The sequence below is a fragment of the Nostoc sp. genome, from assembly GCF_036917975.1.
Lineage (GTDB): Bacteria > Cyanobacteriota > Cyanobacteriia > Cyanobacteriales > Nostocaceae > Nostoc.
In genome coordinates this window covers 57,507-75,457 of the sequence record NZ_JBALEJ010000042.1, presented here as the reverse complement: position 1 = coordinate 75,457, position 17,951 = coordinate 57,507, and the positions used below count along the sequence as shown (strand labels likewise).

The 17,951-nt window shown below is 40.8% G+C and carries 12 protein-coding genes; 6 read left to right on the top strand and 6 right to left on the bottom strand.

Annotated elements, in window-relative coordinates:
* Positions 1–9 precede the first annotated feature (9 nt).
* The gene (gene tsaE / locus V7K76_RS18685) at positions 10–465 is read left to right on the top strand and encodes a tRNA (adenosine(37)-N6)-threonylcarbamoyltransferase complex ATPase subunit type 1 TsaE (RefSeq protein ID WP_334779901.1); all 456 of its coding nucleotides are present in this window, start codon (positions 10–12) and stop codon (positions 463–465) included.
* Positions 466–1,632: 1,167 nt separating this feature from the next.
* Here the strand turns inward: tsaE and V7K76_RS18680 are convergent.
* Complete coding sequence (locus tag V7K76_RS18680; RefSeq protein ID WP_334779902.1) at positions 1,633–2,808, bottom strand: patatin-like phospholipase family protein; 1,176 nt, start codon at positions 2,806–2,808, stop codon at positions 1,633–1,635.
* A gap of 483 nt (positions 2,809–3,291) precedes the next feature.
* The gene (locus V7K76_RS18675) at positions 3,292–4,611 is read right to left on the bottom strand and encodes a dihydroorotase (RefSeq protein WP_334779903.1); all 1,320 of its coding nucleotides are present in this window, start codon (positions 4,609–4,611) and stop codon (positions 3,292–3,294) included.
* A gap of 402 nt (positions 4,612–5,013) precedes the next feature.
* On the opposite strand from V7K76_RS18675, the gene lepB reads away from it, so the two are divergent.
* Positions 5,014–5,655, top strand: coding sequence for a signal peptidase I (lepB, locus tag V7K76_RS18670; protein WP_334779904.1), 642 nt, complete (start codon positions 5,014–5,016; stop codon positions 5,653–5,655).
* Positions 5,656–5,769: 114 nt separating this feature from the next.
* A complete protein-coding gene (locus V7K76_RS18665) occupies positions 5,770–6,564 on the top strand; it encodes an MOSC domain-containing protein (protein WP_334779905.1) in 795 nt (264 codons plus the stop codon).
* 348 nt (positions 6,565–6,912) lie between these two features.
* Here V7K76_RS18665 and V7K76_RS18660 read toward each other — a convergent pair whose 3' ends face one another.
* Positions 6,913–7,125 (bottom strand): hypothetical protein, encoded by a 213-nt coding sequence (locus tag V7K76_RS18660; RefSeq protein ID WP_334779907.1) that lies wholly within the window; start codon positions 7,123–7,125, stop codon positions 6,913–6,915.
* Positions 7,126–7,598: 473 nt separating this feature from the next.
* On the opposite strand from V7K76_RS18660, the gene V7K76_RS18655 reads away from it, so the two are divergent.
* The 3 genes from V7K76_RS18655 (at position 7,599) to V7K76_RS18645 (ending at position 14,769) form a co-directional block, all read left to right on the top strand.
* A complete protein-coding gene (locus tag V7K76_RS18655; RefSeq protein WP_334779908.1) occupies positions 7,599–11,315 on the top strand; it encodes an ATP-binding protein in 3,717 nt (1,238 codons plus the stop codon).
* Complete coding sequence (locus V7K76_RS18650) at positions 11,312–13,147, top strand: two-component system response regulator (RefSeq protein WP_334779910.1); 1,836 nt, start codon at positions 11,312–11,314, stop codon at positions 13,145–13,147. The genes V7K76_RS18655 and V7K76_RS18650 overlap by 4 nt, the downstream gene beginning before the upstream one ends.
* 305 nt (positions 13,148–13,452) lie before the next feature.
* On the top strand, positions 13,453–14,769 hold the full coding sequence (locus tag V7K76_RS18645) for a hybrid sensor histidine kinase/response regulator (RefSeq protein WP_334779911.1): 1,317 nt from the start codon (positions 13,453–13,455) through the stop codon (positions 14,767–14,769).
* A gap of 291 nt (positions 14,770–15,060) precedes the next feature.
* On the opposite strand, the gene V7K76_RS18640 is transcribed toward V7K76_RS18645, so the two are convergent.
* From V7K76_RS18640 to V7K76_RS18630, 3 genes are all read right to left on the bottom strand, one after another.
* Positions 15,061–15,735 (bottom strand): response regulator transcription factor, encoded by a 675-nt coding sequence (locus V7K76_RS18640; protein ID WP_334779912.1) that lies wholly within the window; start codon positions 15,733–15,735, stop codon positions 15,061–15,063.
* 214 nt (positions 15,736–15,949) lie between these two features.
* On the bottom strand, positions 15,950–17,047 hold the full coding sequence (locus tag V7K76_RS18635) for a sensor histidine kinase (RefSeq protein ID WP_334779913.1): 1,098 nt from the start codon (positions 17,045–17,047) through the stop codon (positions 15,950–15,952).
* Positions 17,048–17,169: 122 nt separating this feature from the next.
* Complete coding sequence (locus V7K76_RS18630; protein WP_334779914.1) at positions 17,170–17,796, bottom strand: CDP-alcohol phosphatidyltransferase family protein; 627 nt, start codon at positions 17,794–17,796, stop codon at positions 17,170–17,172.
* Between the last annotated feature and the right edge of the window lie 155 nt (positions 17,797–17,951).

Genomic DNA, 17,951 nt, shown 5'->3' with positions numbered 1-17,951 from the left:
GACTAAATTATGAAAATTTTTCTTGCAGATGCAGAAGCGACGCTACGCTTAGGTATTACTCTTGGTGAATCCCTAACCCCTGGCAGTGTAATTTTACTAGAAGGTGATTTAGGGGCTGGCAAAACTACCCTAGTTCAAGGTATTGGCAAAGGTTTGGGAATTGTTGAACCTATTGTCAGTCCCACTTTCACGCTGATTAATGAGTACACAGAAGGACGCCTCCCCCTTTACCACCTGGATTTATATCGCTTAGAACCACAAGAAGTTGCAGCCCTGAATTTAGAAAGTTACTGGGAAGGTGTTGAATTTATACCAGGAATTGTGGCAATTGAATGGGCTGAACGATTACCCTACAAGCCAGATAGTTATCTGAGTGTGAGTTTGACCTATGGAGATGGGGGTACTCGTCAAGTCGAACTCGTACCATTCAATTATGATATTAGCAAAGTCATTACTGTGATTTAAGCTTATCTCCCGACTCCAATATGAGGAATTTCACTTTTTTTGATCGCAAAATAAGCCAGGAGTCAGAATACAGAATTCAGAATACTCTACCCATAAAGGGATAGAGTTTTAAGGCGAGAATATTTAATACTAGTTTTGCCGACCATTCCACTCGCTTTGAACCAATATTCATTACCCACTCGTACAGAATTAATACTGAATTCTGTTAGCGCAGTGGGGCATAGCACATTCTGAATTCTGACTCCTGAATTCTCAATTCTTCTTATAAAAAATTTCTGCAAATAGTCGAGAGTGAAATTTACACTCCTCCTATCTGCCACTACCACGTTCACCACTGTAAGTTACTAACATTGTTATCTCAACTAAAAAATCTCAAATTGACTTTTCTTCAATCGAAAATTGGCAGTCAGCAAAACTGACGCCAGTAACTATAAGTTTGGAAAAGTTTGTAACGCACTAGCTCTCTTTTAAAAGGGAGACTACTTTTCCCTTCATAACCTTAAAAAGGGAGTCAATCTAGGCTGAAGTATCTTATCCGAATAGTATTGAACCTACAGGATTCTTAACTGAACGGAATATATATTCAGGATTTGGCATCTAATAGCTTTATTGCTGTAATAAGCAGTTAAAAACTGATTTAGATGGGTGTATGAATCAAGCAAGCGTAAATAAACTGTTGTTGGGGTAAATGAGAGTTTTTACAGAATTTAGTCAGTTTTGTTGAACCAGATTAGTTCCTGACTGTCATTCAAAGAAGCAATCTGAATTCATTTAGTAACGAAATCTAGTAGAGAAAAATTAAACAATAATCAAGTTCTGTATACATCGCTTAAATTTCCTTATACTTAGTATTCCCAAGTTAAGTTCACAATCTATACATAAAAGAGACTAATTTTTAATTTTTTAAATTATTTATAATACTTATAACTAGCAATAAATTCTTATCTTCACATCTGTAATTAGCACTGATATCAAGAAAATATTAACTAAAACATCTCGTATTTATACGATAATTTATGTATAAATACGAGATGTTTTTTCCTAAATTAGTTGAGATTAATATACCTACGTGGATGCACTGTAGTCTGTCAAGTTGAAATTATTGATGCTCAACAAGTTTGTAGTAATGACTTTACTACGAAACCTCAAAACCAGCTTGACAAAGTACTAGTTATCTCTAATGAAAGAGGCGATCGCCTTTTTGACCGGAGAACCAGAGTCATCTCTGGTATAATACGTAAGACCTCGATCAATGAATGCAGAGGTAGTATCTATTAACTGCTGAAGAATCTCGGAATTAGTATTATCTATTTCTTCAGTTACTTTTTCTCCTGTAAATCGGTTTGTTCGATCTTCTGGAGGTAATACAATGCGAGGATCTCTATAAGTCTCTTCTGGCTTAGGTTTAAATGTCTCATTTAAATCAAACTGAAGACGTAAGTAACGTTTAGAATCATATCCACCCATAATTTGTCGGCAAATCGTACTACCAATCTCAGATGTAGGTTCCATAAAGATGTTAGTAAGATTTTTTACCCAGTCTAAACCTCTCCAGTTTTTTATTTGCTCATATTGATATGGTTCACCAGTTTGACCAGTGCCAATAGAAAGGATAGAAATATCTTCCAATCGCAGATTATCCAGTTTATATTGTTCCTTGATTCTTCGAGGGACTGAAGACTGACTTACCCTCATAACTAGACTCAAAGCGGCCAGAGAAGGGTTATTAGCAGAAACTCCTCCGTCAATGTGTGGGAATTCCCAATCACCAAATTTTTGTTTATCTACAGGTTCTAATTTATATGGTGGAAAAAAAGTGGGTGCTGATGCAGAAGCGGTACATATTTCCCATAAATAACAGTCATCGTACCATCGATCTCCTAAGTCGGGATGACAATTTGTAAAAAAGGTTGTGTTGCGATATAGGGTATCGTAAGCAAGAATCAAAATGATGGGTTTTTCAATATCCTTGATTCTTTTATAATTATATGCATCTTTGAGGACGTTAGTAATTCCATCATGAGAATATTTCGATGCTGAAAAGACCTCAAGAATTGATCTGATGATAGACGGAAAGTTTTTATAGCGCTCTTTTCTATCCGGTGGAAATATATCTTTACTCCGATCTCTATAGATTTGAATTAGTTCATCACTCGTCTTACCGACAGCAATTCCTCCTGTTAGTATTGAACCAGTAGAAGTGCCAGCAATCAGGTCAAAATATTCGTGTAAAAACTCTCCTTTACCCTGATTTCTAATTTCTTGTTCTACTTGTTGAAGAATTCGTGCTGCAACGATTCCACGAACACCACCGCCGTCTAAAGTCAAAATTCTGAAGGACATAGCAATTCTCCTTGATTATTTCTATGGTTATGTTTCCGGGCATAGTTTCTAGGGGATACATTACCTGGATTAAATGAGATTAATTGCAAGACAATCTCATTTTGTTTACTTCTATCCGACTGAAAAAATACCTAAGCTTTTTTACGAACCGCCAACGCGCAGCGTCTCGTAAGAGTTGGACGCCAAGCAGGGGAAAGAAAAATAGGTAATCTTAAAATAGTGGAAAGAGAGTAATTATTGAAGATTTGACTTGAAACACTTATAAATAAATTCAGGGTTTCAAGTTGCAATTTTTGATACAGGGACAAGTCAATACCCTTTGGTTAAAAGGGTAAAGGAGGAAAAACAAGGATTTTCGCCTTTTGGTTTTAACCAAACCGCATTGGTTTAGTCTTGACTCTGGATAGATGAAAATCTTGCCAGTTTAAGTATGACTTTGATGTAAAATTATTTGTGTACTACGTAAGCTTAAATAAATATTTGCTATAAGAAAGTTAAAGCTTGACCCCGCACTTGCGTATTTACCTGGCCTTTGTCATAAACTATTTCACCGCCGACAATGGTGGTTTTAGCCCAGCCGGTAAGGTTCCAACCTTCAAAAGGACTCCAATGGCATTTGGTTAAAAGTTCTTCGCGCCGCACTGGACGATATGTGTTTAAATCTACAAGTACTAAATCGGCATCATAACCAGGTGCGATCGCTCCCTTATTAGGAATACCATAAGCCACAGCTACAGCTTTAGACATCCAGTTCACAACTTGGGCTACAGTACACTTTCCTTGCATCGCCGCAGTTAACATCAAAGCGAGGGAAGTTTCTACCCCAGGCATTCCTGAAGGACTATTAGGGTATTCTTGAGCTTTTTCTTCTAAGGTGTGCGGTGCGTGATCTGTGGCGATGAAATCAATCACGCCATCGCGCAAAGCTTGCCAGAGAACTTCGTTATCGTGGGGCGATCGCAAAGGTGGATTCATTTGTGCTAATGTACCAATCTCCTCATAAGCGCTAGTATTCAACAACAAATGTTGTGGTGTTACCTCTGCTGTCACCCAGCTTGGTTTCTCCTGACGCAGCAAATCTGCTTCCAGCGCCGTTGACAGATGGAGAATATGCAGCCGACGTTGATATTTTTGAGAAAGTTTTAATGCGAGTTGGGTTGCCAGCAACGCCGCTTGATCGTCTTGAATTTGCGAGTGAACGGCTGGATCGTGAATGTTGGCAAATTCTTGGCGGCGTTGGTTAATTCTAGCTTGGTCTTCGGCATGAACAGCAATCAAGCGATCGCCTTTCGCAAATATTGCCTCTAATGTTGTTTCACCATCAATTAGCAACTGACCATGCATCGACCCCATGAAAATCTTAATTCCCGGTGTTGGCTTTGCTAAAAGCAAATCTGGTAGATTCTCTGCTGTTGCCCCAATAAAAAAGCCATAATTAACTAAAGACTTCTGTGAGGCACGTTCTAGCTTGTCGTCTAAAGCCTGCTGTGTGGTTGTTAGAGGGCGCGTATTGGGCATTTCCAAAAATGTTGTAACTCCCCCTTTCGCACAGGCACAACTGGCAGTGAATAAATCTTCCTTGTGTTCTAGTCCAGGTTCCCGGAAATGTACCTGCGGATCGATAACTCCTGGCAACAAAGTTAAGCCTTCTGCGTCAACTTCAGTGACTAGTGCTGTTTGGGATATTTCTGGCGCAACTTCGACTATTTGGCGATCGCGCGTCAACACATCCCCAACCATCAGTTCACCATTAGGTAAGATGATGCGAGCGCGGCGAATTAGTAAACTTTTTGGAGATGACATAGTGTTAACCAAGTTTAGACAGGAGGCTACGTATTACAGAGAACTATGCTTTTAGGTTAAACTTATTCGCGATCGCAATAACAAATTTTTGCCGCGCTTTAAAAAAAAGTTTATTTTTAACAAGAGAGGCATCAAGGGTTTAATTCCACCACAAAATCTGCCATTTAGTAGGCTGGAATTAGATTTAGATAGGGTTGAACACGAGAGCGTCTCATCTAGAAGCCTCATCTAAATTCAAATCTCCTGCCCCCCGCTCCCTGCCCCCTGCCTCCTTCAGAATCTAAAATTGGTAGTCAAGATGCAAATATGACTAGGAAATTAAAAATTTCCCGTTAAGATTAACAGATAAAGTCTCACTAGGCGAGTTAATTACCTACATCTTTCGTTAAATTAAGTAATTTCATGCATAATCAAGTGTCTGATAACAACTCTAGTCAACAACCTGATAATTCCTGGATCGCAGAGCTAGGTAGAACAATTGTATTGAGCATTGTTCTAGCTCTGGGAATTCGTACCTTTGTTGCGGAAGCACGCTGGATTCCTTCTGGATCAATGGAACCGACTCTGCATGGTACACCAAACCAGTGGGAAGCAGACAAAATTATTGTCGATAAGTTGAAGTATAAATTTTCTGACCCGCAACGGGGCGACATAGTAGTATTTTCACCCACAAAAGAGCTACAAAAAGAACAATATCAAGATGCTTTTATTAAACGTATAATTGGCCTACCTGGAGAAAAAATACAACTTAAGGATGGCAAAGTTTATATCAACAACAAACCCCTCCCAGAAGGCAATTACCTCAGTGCTGGGCAGACTACAGTTATTGATGTTTGCCAATCAGGGCAACAGCCGCCTTTTTTAGCAAAACCCCAGACCATACCAGCTGATTCATATTTAGTACTAGGTGATAATCGTAACAGTAGTTACGACGGCCGTTGTTGGGGTCTTGTCCCCCGCCAGAATATTATTGGACGTGCTGTAGTTCGTTTCTGGCCTCTAAATCATATTGGTGGAATCGATAAATCGCCAATCTATCCATAATTCAGAAGTCAGAATTCAGAAGTCAGAATTCAGAATTCTGACACCAATCTATAATCCAAAATCAAAATTGCGCTGGAAGCTTAACAAAAATGTGACCTAAAATCCAAAATTGCTATGACACCTTACCTAGCAAAAGTTTTATTATACCCAGTTAAGTCATTAGATGGTGTTGAAGTTGAGAACGCTAGAGTTCTTGCTAGTGGGGCACTACAGTATGACCGAGAGTTTGCCATTCTTGACGAACAGGGTAGATTTGTCAATGGTAAGCGTCATCCTAAAATTCTTTTACTAAGGGCACAATTTGCACTATTAGATAGAACTATCTCGTTGCAAATTCCAGGTGGCGACTCGCAACAAACTTTTCATCTGGATGAAGAACGGCAAGCATTAGAAGCAACTTTGAGTGATTTTTTTGAGTTTTCTGTCACATTGGGACAAAACTCTCTGATGGGTTTTCCTGATGATAAAAACTCACTTGGGCCAACGGTAATTAGTACGGCAACGTTGACAGAAGTCGCTTCTTGGTTTCCCGGTTTAAGTGTAGATGAAATGCGCCGTCGGATGCGTGTCAATATCGAAATTAGTGGTGTACCAGCATTTTGGGAAGATCAGCTATTTCGTGAACCAGGTGATTTAGTCTCCTTTCGAGTGGGAGATGTACACTTTTTTGGGGTTAACCCATGTCAGCGTTGTATAGTCCCAACACGCGATTCGTTCTTAGGGGAAGCTTACCCAAACTTTCAAAAAATCTTTGCAACCCAACGACAAGCAACTCTGCCAAATTGGGTTTCTCCAACGCCTTTTAAGCACTTTTACAGCTTGAGTGTCAACACCCAATTACCCCCGTCGTCAGCCGGAAAAATTTTACAAATTGGCGATGAGGTTGACATACTTCCACAACAAAGTTAACATCTCTTAAAAATAGAAAATACATAAACCTCGTCCATGTTGAAACCTGGAGTTTTGAATTATTTTGTTGTGTCATTGCAACGTAGGAAGCAATCGCAAAATTTTGGTAAAAAACTACAGTTCTCAAGTTAGACGAGGTTTAGTAAATTTTTTTGGATTTTTTTGTTTTTACTGTGTATTTGCATGACAATTTTAAAATTGTTGTAGTAAAAGATAAGTTTTTGCACAAGCCCAGAGGTTTTGATACCGGAAAATCAAGACATCAGCAATTAAAAATTCAATTTAGGATTGCGTGCTAATGGCGACCTGAATTTTAGAATGGCATACTGGAATCGGTTAAATCTCAGTTCATCTGAGAACATCTGTTGACACATTGCCGAATGGCACTAAGAAAAGGCGAAAGGCTTGTGTCACCTCGTTCCCAGTCTGAAGACTGGGAATGTATTCCAAGAGGCTGCTGCCTCTGGTCAGCCCACTGGAGGCGGAGCCTCCGAGAATGGGTTCCCAGCCTGGAGGCTGGGAACCAGTTAGAGCAAAGCTTATAGCTTTTCTTAGTGCCATTCACACATTGCCAATGAAAGGGAGTAGGGAGTAGGGAGTGGGGAGTGGGGAGTAGGGAAACTAAGCAGGCTTTTCATCGGGGAGCCACTGCGGTGGACGGGTTTCCCGGCATAAAGCAAGTGGCGTCGGGGTTTCAACCTACCTTTCAACACAAGGATTTTTCTCGTGCGAACGCTACCGCGAACGCGCCACTTGCGGGCAAGGCTTTAAACCTCAACTTCTCCCAAAGGGAGACGCTACGCGAACGGGGCTAATTTGATCGCGTACCCGAACAACCTTGGCAGTCGCAAAGTTTGAAAATTAGGCGTTGGAGGAACTCAGCTAGTTAAATAAGTATAAAAATGTGCTTTTTTGTACTTATGGTTTTGGAATATACTGTGGTTAAAGTGATAGTACGCCGTAATTATGGTGATACACGATGTAGCTGATATGGCAAAACACCCCTAAATATGCTAGGGAAGAATTAAACAACAATGTTATCCAAACTTCAGCCCGTCAAATCTATTAATTGTTTAGTTGGCAAAGTTTATGCCAAAATGCCCCTGCGATATGTTCTGATTGTGCCCTTTATACTACAAATTTGTGGGGCGGTGGGACTTGTAGGCTATCTTTCATATCAAAACGGCCAAAAAGCCGTAAATGAGCTTGCTACTCAATTAGAAAATGAAATCTGCGATCGCGTTGAACAGCATCTTGATAGCTATTTAACAACCCCGAAGCAAATCAATCAAATCAACTTAGATGCAGTTGAGCTAGGTTTGCTCAACCTTTCGGACTTTAAAACCACCGGCAATTACTTTTGGAAACAAATGCAGGTTTTCAATGTTGGCTACAACAGTTTTGCCAATCCTAAAGGTGAATTTATCGGTGTTGAACGTCTAGATAATGGCAAGCTCCTAATTAATGAAGTTAGTCAAAAGGGTGGCATAGGCAAACTTTATATTTATCCTACAGACAAGCAAGGAAATCGTCGCCATTTGCAGCAAGTCAAAAATTACGATCCTCGCCTAGAAGCTTGGTATACAGATCCAGTCAATATCGGCAACCGAGTTTGGAGTCAAATTTATCAATGGGAAGATAAACCAGAAATTTTATCCATATCTTCCAGCTATCCTGTTTACGATAAAAATCGCAAATTTGTTGGGGTGATTAGTGTTGATTTACTCTTGTCACAAATCGGCAAATTTTTAGCTAACTTAAAAATCAAAGAGTCGAGTAAAACTTTTATTTTAGAGCGTTCTGGGTTAATAGTGGCTTCTTCTACAAGCGAACCACCATATACCATCATTAATGGTAAAGGAAAACGACTATCGGCATTAAATAGTCAAAATTCTTTAATTAGACTTACAACACAGTCTTTAATCAAACGTTTTGGCAATCTGGGGTTTATTGGGGGGAAGCACCAGCTAAGTTTTACCGCCGATGGAATGCGTTATTTTGTGCAGGTAAAAAGCTTGAAGGATGAACTAGGTTTAGATTGGCTAATTGTGGCGGTGATTCCCGAAGGCGAATTTATGGAGGAAATTAACGCTAACACCCGCATTACTATTTTGCTGTCCATAGTTGCTTTTTTAGTAGCGACAAGAATTGGGATTTTGACTGCTCGCTGGGTAATTAAGCCGATTTTACAATTAAACGCATCAGCGAAGAAAATTGCTCAAGGTGAATGGGAGCAAACACCAGAAATTCAGCGTTCCGATGAACTGGGGGAACTAGCAAAGTCATTTGAAACTATGGCAAAGCAACTCCAAGCATCCTTCAGTGCTTTGTCAGCAAAGAATGCCGAGATGCAGGGTTTAAATGAGGCACTGTCTCACAGTCAGAGTCGGCTAACTCAATTTTTAGAAGCCATGCCGGTAGGTGTATTTATTATTGATGCTGAAGGTGAACCTTATTATACAAATCAAATTGGGCAGCAAATTCTTGGTCAAGGAGCGATCGCAGAAGTTAATACCGAACAATTATCAGAGGTATATCAAATTTACCTTGCCGGGACAGATCAACTTTACCCCAGCGATCGCCTGCCAATTTCGAGAGCATTGCTTGGGGAAAGCACCAGGATTGACGATATGGAAATTCGCCATAGTGGCAAGATTATTCCCATTGAGGTTTTAGGAAAGCCAATTTATGATGAATCGGGGAATCTGGTTTTTGCGATCGCTACATTTTTTGATATCACCCAACGCAAGCAAACAGAAAAGTTATTAGCAGAATACAATCGCAACTTAGAGGCTCAAGTCAAAAAACGTACTGAAGAGTTTCAACAAGTGATTGAGCAACTACAAACCACCCAAGAAGAACTGATTGAATCGCAAAAAATCGCTGCACAAGAGCAACAAGCTGCTGTTAGAGAAGCCGCGCGAAGCGCCGCCGCCAACCTTGCCAAAAGTGAATTCCTGGCTAACATGAGCCACGAACTGCGTACCCCACTCAACGCCATTCTGGGTTTTACCCAAGTTATGAGCCGAGATTATTCACTATCTGACGAACATCAAGAAAACTTAGCAATTATTAATCGGGCTGGCGAACATCTACTCAACTTAATTAACGACATTCTAGAAATGTCCAAAATCGAAGCTGGCAGAATCACATTAAATCGCAGCAGCTTTGACTTAATTCATCTGTTGAAGAACTTAGAAGAAATGTTGCACTTGCCTGCTGCATCTAAAAATTTAGAATTACTGTTTAAATATACACAAGATATTCCTAAGTACATAGAAACAGATGAAAACAAACTGTGTCAAGTCTTGATCAATCTCTTAGGAAATGCCATCAAATTTACTGATTCGGGGAGCGTGACATTAAGTGTGAGACTGGGGGCTGGGGACTGGGGAGCGGGGATCAGGGAGCGGGGATCGGGGACTGGGGAGCGGGGAATGGGGAGTAGGAAGCAGGAAGCAGGGGTAGAAGAATTAATAACCAATCCCCAATTCCCAATCCCTAATCCCCAATCCCTAATCCCCAATCCCCAGTCCCTAGTCCCCAATCCCCAGTCCCCAATCCCCAATCCCCACTCCCTAATCTTCGAGATCCAAGATACTGGCTGTGGCATTGCACCCCAAGAAATTGACTTGTTGTTTGAGGCTTTCGAGCAAACTGAAATCGGCAGAAAATCGCAACAAGGGACGGGATTAGGTTTGGCGATTAGCCGCAAATATGTACAACTGATGGGGGGAGATATTACGGTCAGCAGTATACCTGGTGTCGGTAGTACATTTGCCTTTAATATTCAGATTGCTCTCACTTGCCCCAGAGAAATCCCGGCAAATCAAATTAAATCTAAAATTATAGCTTTAACCCTTAGTGAGAAAGCATACCGTATCTTAGTAGTTGATGACTCCAAAGAAAGTCGTCTGCTGCTAGTTAAAATTCTCACATCTGTAGGCTTTGAAGTCCGGGAAGCTACAGATGGTCGTGAAGCGATCGCAAATTGGGAATCTTGGCAACCACACTTAATTTTTATGGATATGCGAATGCCGGTTATGGACGGTTATGAAGCCACAAGAATAATTAAAGCTAGAGAAATCGGGCATGGGGCAGCCAATACGTTGCGGAGGTTCCCAAAATTCAAACAACTCGCATCATCGGGAAGCCATTACCTAACGGGAGGGTTAACCGATTCAGCTAACTCCGAGACAGTCAAAGTTGTACGCAAAGCTTCTCCCGTAGGCGAAGCAACTGGTGTATCCACGTTTGCAAAGTTGATGCCAACAACCTTGGCTTCTCCTTACAACTTCTCTGAAGCAACGCCAAATCGCCCCAATACACACACGATCGTTATTGCCCTAACTGCTAGCGCCTTTGAAGAAGAACGCCAGAAAATTTTATCCATTGGCTGCGACGATTTTATTCGCAAGCCATTCACACAGGAAGTATTATTGGAAAAACTGAGCCAACATCTAGGTTTAAAATATACCAACCAAGTAGAAACCACAAACACACTGTTTGTGGATCAATCTACACAGATGTTTGTCAGTACTGCCGAACTCCTGAGACATTTATCACAAATGTCACCTGAGTTGCTCCAACAGATCCACTACGCCGCAGCCAGCTGTAGCGATGAACTGATTTTAGAGTTACTCAAGCAAATTCCATCAGATAATGGTCAAGTTTTCCAAGTTCTTAGGGATTTAGCAAATAACTACCAGTTTGAGAAAATCATGGAATTGACTAGAACCAACGTAGAATGAATTACGAGCATTTAGACCCTGAGAAAAAAGATATCTTGATCATTGATGATATGGCGGATAACCTCCGAGTTTTATCCTCCATATTGACAAGGGAAGGGTATAACGTTCGTAAAGCCTTAAACTGGCAAATGGCACTGACAGCAACTCAAACAGTATTACCGGATTTGATTCTACTCGATATTATGATGCCAGAAGTAGATGGCTATGAAATTTGTCAGACCTTTAAAGCTTGGGAACTAACAGCCGATATTCCGGTGATTTTTATTAGTGCTTTAGATGATGTTTTTGATAAAGTTAAAGCCTTTAGGGTGGGTGGTGTAGACTACATTACCAAACCTTTTGAGTTTCAAGAAGTTTTAGTACGCGTGCAAAATCAACTAGCATTGAGATCGGCGCGATTAGAAATATTGAAACTAAATGTCGAACTAGAAGATCGGGTAAAAGAGCGGACTAGTGAGCTAGAAACAACTCTCCAAAAACTTCAACAAGAAATCCATTCCCGTCAGAAATTGCAAAGCCAATTGCTAGATATAGCATTGCATGATTCACTGACTGGATTACCAAACCGAGTTTTATTTATTAGGCGACTAGAAAATGCTCTAAATCGGGCGAAGCAAGAATCTAGTTATCAGTTTGCAGTCCTTTTTTTAGACTGCGATCGCTTCAAAGTTGTCAATGATTCTCTCGGTCATTTGGTGGGAGATGAATTGCTGATAGGCATCGCCCGCCGCCTGCAAGCATGTTTGATTCCTATTGATGCTCTAGCACGATTGGGTGGTGACGAATTTGGCATCCTCCTAGAAAATATCACAGATATCAATATAGCAATCCAAGTTGCCGAACAGATTTTGCAACAGCTATCCCTTGCTTTTAAACTGTCAAGATATGAAGTATTTATGAATGCCAGTATTGGCATTAGTTGGGGTAATAAAGATTACGATCGCCCAGAGTATTTATTGCGAGATGCTGATACGGCAATGTATCGGGCTAAGGCTCAAGGAAGAGGTAAATATCACGTCTTCAATCCAGCCATGCATCAGGAAGCTATTCAGCTTTTAGAGTTAGAAAATGACCTACGAAGGGCTGTGGAAAGGCAAGAATTCCTCGTTTATTATCAGCCAATTGTTTCTCTGAATACAGGTATGATTTCTGGATTTGAAGCCTTGGTGCGCTGGCGACATCCGATTCGTGGTTTAGTTTCTCCCACAGAATTTATTCCTGTGGCTGAAGAAACGGGTTTGATTAATGCCATCAATACTTGGGTATTACAGTCAGCTTGTCATCAATTAAGCATCTGGCAACATTTCCCAGTGACACCAGAACCTCTAACTATGAGTGTCAATTTGAGTGCTAGATTATTTTTACAGCCGAATTTTGTACAACAGATTGACCGAATAATTTATGAAAATAAAATAGATCCGGCATATTTGGAATTAGAAATTACCGAAAGTGTAATTATGGAAAACAGTCAGGCAATTAAAATAATTCTGCAACAACTCAAGCAGCGAAAAATTAAGTTAATTATGGATGACTTTGGTACAGGATATTCATCTCTAAGTTACCTGCACAGCTTTCCTTTTAATGCACTTAAAATCGATCAATCTTTCGTCAAACGTATGCAGGAGAATAAAGAAAATATGGGTTTAGTACCAGCAATGATTGGTATTGCTAACTCAATGGGGATGAGTGCGATCGCAGAAGGTGTCGAAACAGAAGAACAGTTAGCACAATTGAGAAGTTTAAATTGTAATTTTGCTCAAGGATATCTATTTTCTAAACCCATAGAACAACAATTAGTTCTGAAGTTGCTCGCCGCAGCGCCTCAATGGTAGATATTAAATGACCGAGGATAAGTAGGAGGCAAACTCCATGAATCAATTCAAAATTCAAAATGACGCTCGCTGACTCGCTAACGCTGCGCTAACAAAATTCAAAATTAAATTGTCTTAAAAAGTTGCTCCCCTTAGATAAAGCTCATAACAGGTTAATAGCTATTATATTCGGCAAAACTCTCTAGCCACCGTGGGAGTTAAACTATAAACATAAGTATTTTGGTGAAGTTGGTCAGCAAATTTTAGGGTGATTTCAAATAAGCATTTACTATCCTCAATAATTATACGCATAACTTCTGATAATAATGCATTTTAATCAAACTAACAATTACAAAAGAAATATTTTGGTGGTAGATGATACGCCAGATAATTTACGGCTTTTATCGGCGATGTTGACTGCACAAGGTTTTGAAGTTCGCAAAGCCTTAAACGGTAAAATGGCACTGACTGCCTGTCAAATGGTTTTGCCTGATGTAATTTTGCTGGATATCAACATGCCAGGTATGGATGGCTATGAAGTTTGTCAACAACTGAAAGCTGACGAGAAAACTTGCGAAGTTCCAGTAATTTTTATTAGCGCCCTGGATGATGTTGTAGATAAGGTAAAAGCTTTTGATGTTGGTGGTGTAGATTATATTGCCAAACCATTTCATGGGGCAGAGGTGGTGTTGCGAATTGAAAACCAGATTAATTTACGTTTGCTCCAAGTTAAACTACAAGAAAAAAACTTTTTACTCCAACAGGCTTTAGATAATTTGCAATCCTCTCAAGTTCAACAAATTCAGAACGAAAAGATGGTGGCGTTGGGACAGTTAGTAGCTGGGCTGGCTCATGAGATTAATAATCCAATCAGTTTCATTTATGGAAATCTCCAATATGCTGGTCAATATGTAGAAGACCTAGTAAATATGATCGAGGTCTATCAACAGGAATATCCCAAACCTACACCAAAAGTTCAGGAAATAGCCAAAGATATAGACCTGAATTTTATGATTAAGGATCTACAAAACCTGATAGGTGCAATGTATAGAGGCTCCGATCGGATTCGGGAAATTGTACTAGCGCTACAACACTTCTCTCGGCACGATGAAGCAGAGATGAAGCGGGTAAATATCCATGAAGATATTGAAAATACTTTGGTGATGTTACAACATCGGCTCAGAGAAACAGCCGATCGTTCGGCAATTATTATAGTCAAAGATTATGGTAATTTGCCCCTAGTAACTTGTTATGCGAGTGAACTAAATCAAGTATTTATGCATTTGTTGAATAATGCTATTGATGCAATAGAAGAGGGAGTGGAAAATAAATCTTCTATTCCCTACTCCCTACTTTCTACTCCCCAAATTCGGATTCATACAGAGGTGACAGACTTAAATATGGTCAAAATTGCGATCGCAGATAATGGTCTTGGTATTGAAGAATCATTGCGATCGCGTTTATTTGATCCATTTTTTACCACAAAACCTGTGGGTAAAGGTAGTGGGCTAGGATTATCCATTAGCTATCAGATTATCGTCCAAAAACACCGAGGAAATATTACCTGTAACTCATCTGTTGGCAAAGGAGCAGAATTTGCGATCGAAATTCCCATAGAGCAACCTGAGGTTTCATTACATTAAAGGGATTGGAGACAAGGGGGACAAGGAGACAAGGGGGACAAGGAGAATGGGAGCATCCCAATTTTGCAAATTGACTAGGATAACAGATTGTCATTGCGAATGAAGCGAAGCGGAATGAAGCAATCGCAAGCAAGGTCTAGGTGTTGCGATTGCTTCTCTTCGAGACGCTACGCGAACGCTCCATTTCATTACGCTCGCAATGACAAAATATGTTTTTACACATTTGGGATGCTCCCAGGAGAATAACCAATGCCCAATGCCCAATGCCCAATGCCCAATGCCCAATAAAATCTAATTAATCAACAATTCTGGTGCTACTAATCCTTTTTGGATAGCTAAAACTGCGGCTTGAGTGCGATCGCGTACTTCTAGTTTCTGTAAAATAGCATGAACGTGAACCCTTACTGTACCAGGGGCAATATAGAGAGTTTCAGCAATTTCTTGATTACTTTTGCCAGCTGCTACTAGTGCCAAAATTTCTTGTTCGCGCTTCGTTAAGGGATTTTCTAAGGATTCCTCAGTTTTTGCGGACTGCATCGCCATCGAATTGCCCTCAAAAGCGGCTCTAATTTCTGTTGTTGCCGTTTGATCCCACCAAGAAGCGCCTGCTGCAACCGATCGCACCGCCAATATCAGAGACTCAGCAGGAATACCTTTTAAACAATAACCTTGGGCCCCAGCGGCAATTAACCGCGAAATCAGGGGCTTTTCAGAACGAGATGTTAAAACGAGAATTGGTAAATTTGGGTGCTTCTGCTTGATTTGGCGACAAGCCTCAATCCCGCCAATTCCCGGTAAACCTATATCCAACAAGACCAAATCCAGAGGATAGCGATTTGCTAATTCTACAGCTTGTTCCCCATCTTCTGCTTCTGCGACAATCTCCAAACTGGTTTCTTGTTGCAACCGCATCCGCAAACCAAGCCGAAATAATTCATCATCTTCAACGAGTAAGATTTTTGTCATTAGTAATTGGGCATTGGGCATTGGGGACTGGGGATTGGGGATTGGGGATTGGGATTAGGATTAGGGATTGGGATTGGGATTGGGATTAGGGATTGGATTAGGGATTGGATTAGGATTAGGATTAGGGATTGGGATTAGGTTATTCTCCTTGTTCCCAATCCCCAGTCCCCTTGTCCCCAGTCCCCAGTCCCCAGTCCCCAATCCCCAATCCCTCTCAACTCCCCGGTGGTGGACAAGCAGGGAGTCGGAAACCAAAAAGTGCGCCGCGTGGTGAGCGATTCTCTGCCCAAATTGTACCCCCATGAGCAGTAATAATTTGCCTGGTCAAATAAAGTCCTAGCCCAGAACCGGAGACGTGGCGATCGCTATTTCCTTGATAAAATCTCTCAAATAAGTGGGGTAATTCTTTTTCGGTAATGCCGGAACCAGTATCGAGTATTTTTACCACTTGATCGCTAGAATAACCTTCAAATACTACTTCTACTTTACCGCCACGAGGGGTATGGTTAATGCCATTACTCAGGAGATTGGTGAAGACTCGCCCAAGTTGCAAAGAATCGCCATTTACCCAGAGAAAACTCCGAAAATCTGATTCACCATAGTGCAGAGAAATATAAACCTGACGTGTTCTCGCTAGTTCGCTCAGGGTAGCAATGATCTCCTCTGCTATTGTCACTAAATTAACGGGTGACATCTGGAGTTTTAGCCCTTCGGCATCATTCCGGTAGACATCTAAAAGAGTTTGGACTAATTGCAGTGTACTCCGATGACTACGAGCCATTGTTTGCAAGACTTTTGCTTGCATGGGCGTGATTTCACCAAATTGCTCATTTTGAAAATATTTCAGCGTTTCAATTGCTCCTAATAGGGGTGTTTTCAAATCATGCGTTAGGGTAGAAATAAAATCTTCACGCATAATCGCTAGTTGTTCTTGAGAGCGTAGTTGTGCTTGAGTATAAGCGATCGCTTCTTCATTGCGGTGGTTGCGATCGCTTAACCAACCTGTTACCACCAACGCCAATACTGCAATCAACCTATTTGCCACCGTTGGCAGGGCAATTATTTCTCCTCCTGGGATAAACAAATTCAACAGTGTTAATCCTGTAGCGGCAAGAGTGATCCCTAAAACTGCTCTCCGATTCAAGCGGGAATCTGCTAACAAAATCGTCCCTGTGTAGAGATAGCCAAATACATACTCAGGGGGTGTCAAATATTCCAGTACTATAACAATCGCAAAGGCGATCGCTATTAGGCCATAAGTCTCACCACGTTCATTGATAGCTTTTTTTATAGTCAATAATCGACTTAACATTGATTAATTTTTAATTTTAAGTCCGATTGGTGGTAATAGTAGTCTGTCAATAAATAATTGATGGATAAATTGTTTGTAGAGACGGCGATTTATCGCGTCTCTCTAACTTTTGCCTTTTTGTACTAGTTTGATTCAGGCTGCGGGAGTGTCAGAAATTGCCAAATTACCCATACTGCAAAAGTTGGTGCGCCAATTGTCGCTGCTATTAATAACGGCTCTAGTCCATTTAGTAAGGTAACGATGGGAAACAAATATAGCACATCTTCAATATCAAACCCGGCGAAATTTGGTTGACGGTTAGCCTCTTTACCTGAACGCTGTTCAATTTGGTTTCGCAAATGAAAGATACAGGCAACAGACACGCCAGAGACTATCCCCATCAGCAATGCCCACCAACCAAATCTTCCTTCCCTAAGACCATATCCAATACACACAAATAAAAGAATATGGATGATGGCATCACTAGCAAGGTCATACTGATGTCCCCATTTGCTGCTTTTTCCACTCAAACGGGCTAATTCACCGTCTGTATGATCTAGAAAGTTGGATAAGGCAAACAGTGCTGCTCCAATGTTAGCCCAGATGACATTGCTAACTGCGTAGGTGTAGCCGGTTGTAGACATCGCGATGGCAGCCGCTAACCCAGTTACAAGTCTGACTGTGGTGAGATGATTAGGGTTTACCCAACTATCTTTTAAAGGTTTAACTAGCCTGTAAGCAAGTTGAGCATCCCAAGGCTTTGTGGTCATAGATAAACTTAGATTTGATCTGGTCTTGAAATATCATAGCGGTTCTCATTTGGATGCAACACACCGTAGGAGCCTGCCCTGGCGAATGGAATTCGCGGCTATACAAACAAAACCCACCTCCGTGGGTTTCAACTTCTTTGAGTCCGCGTAGGCGG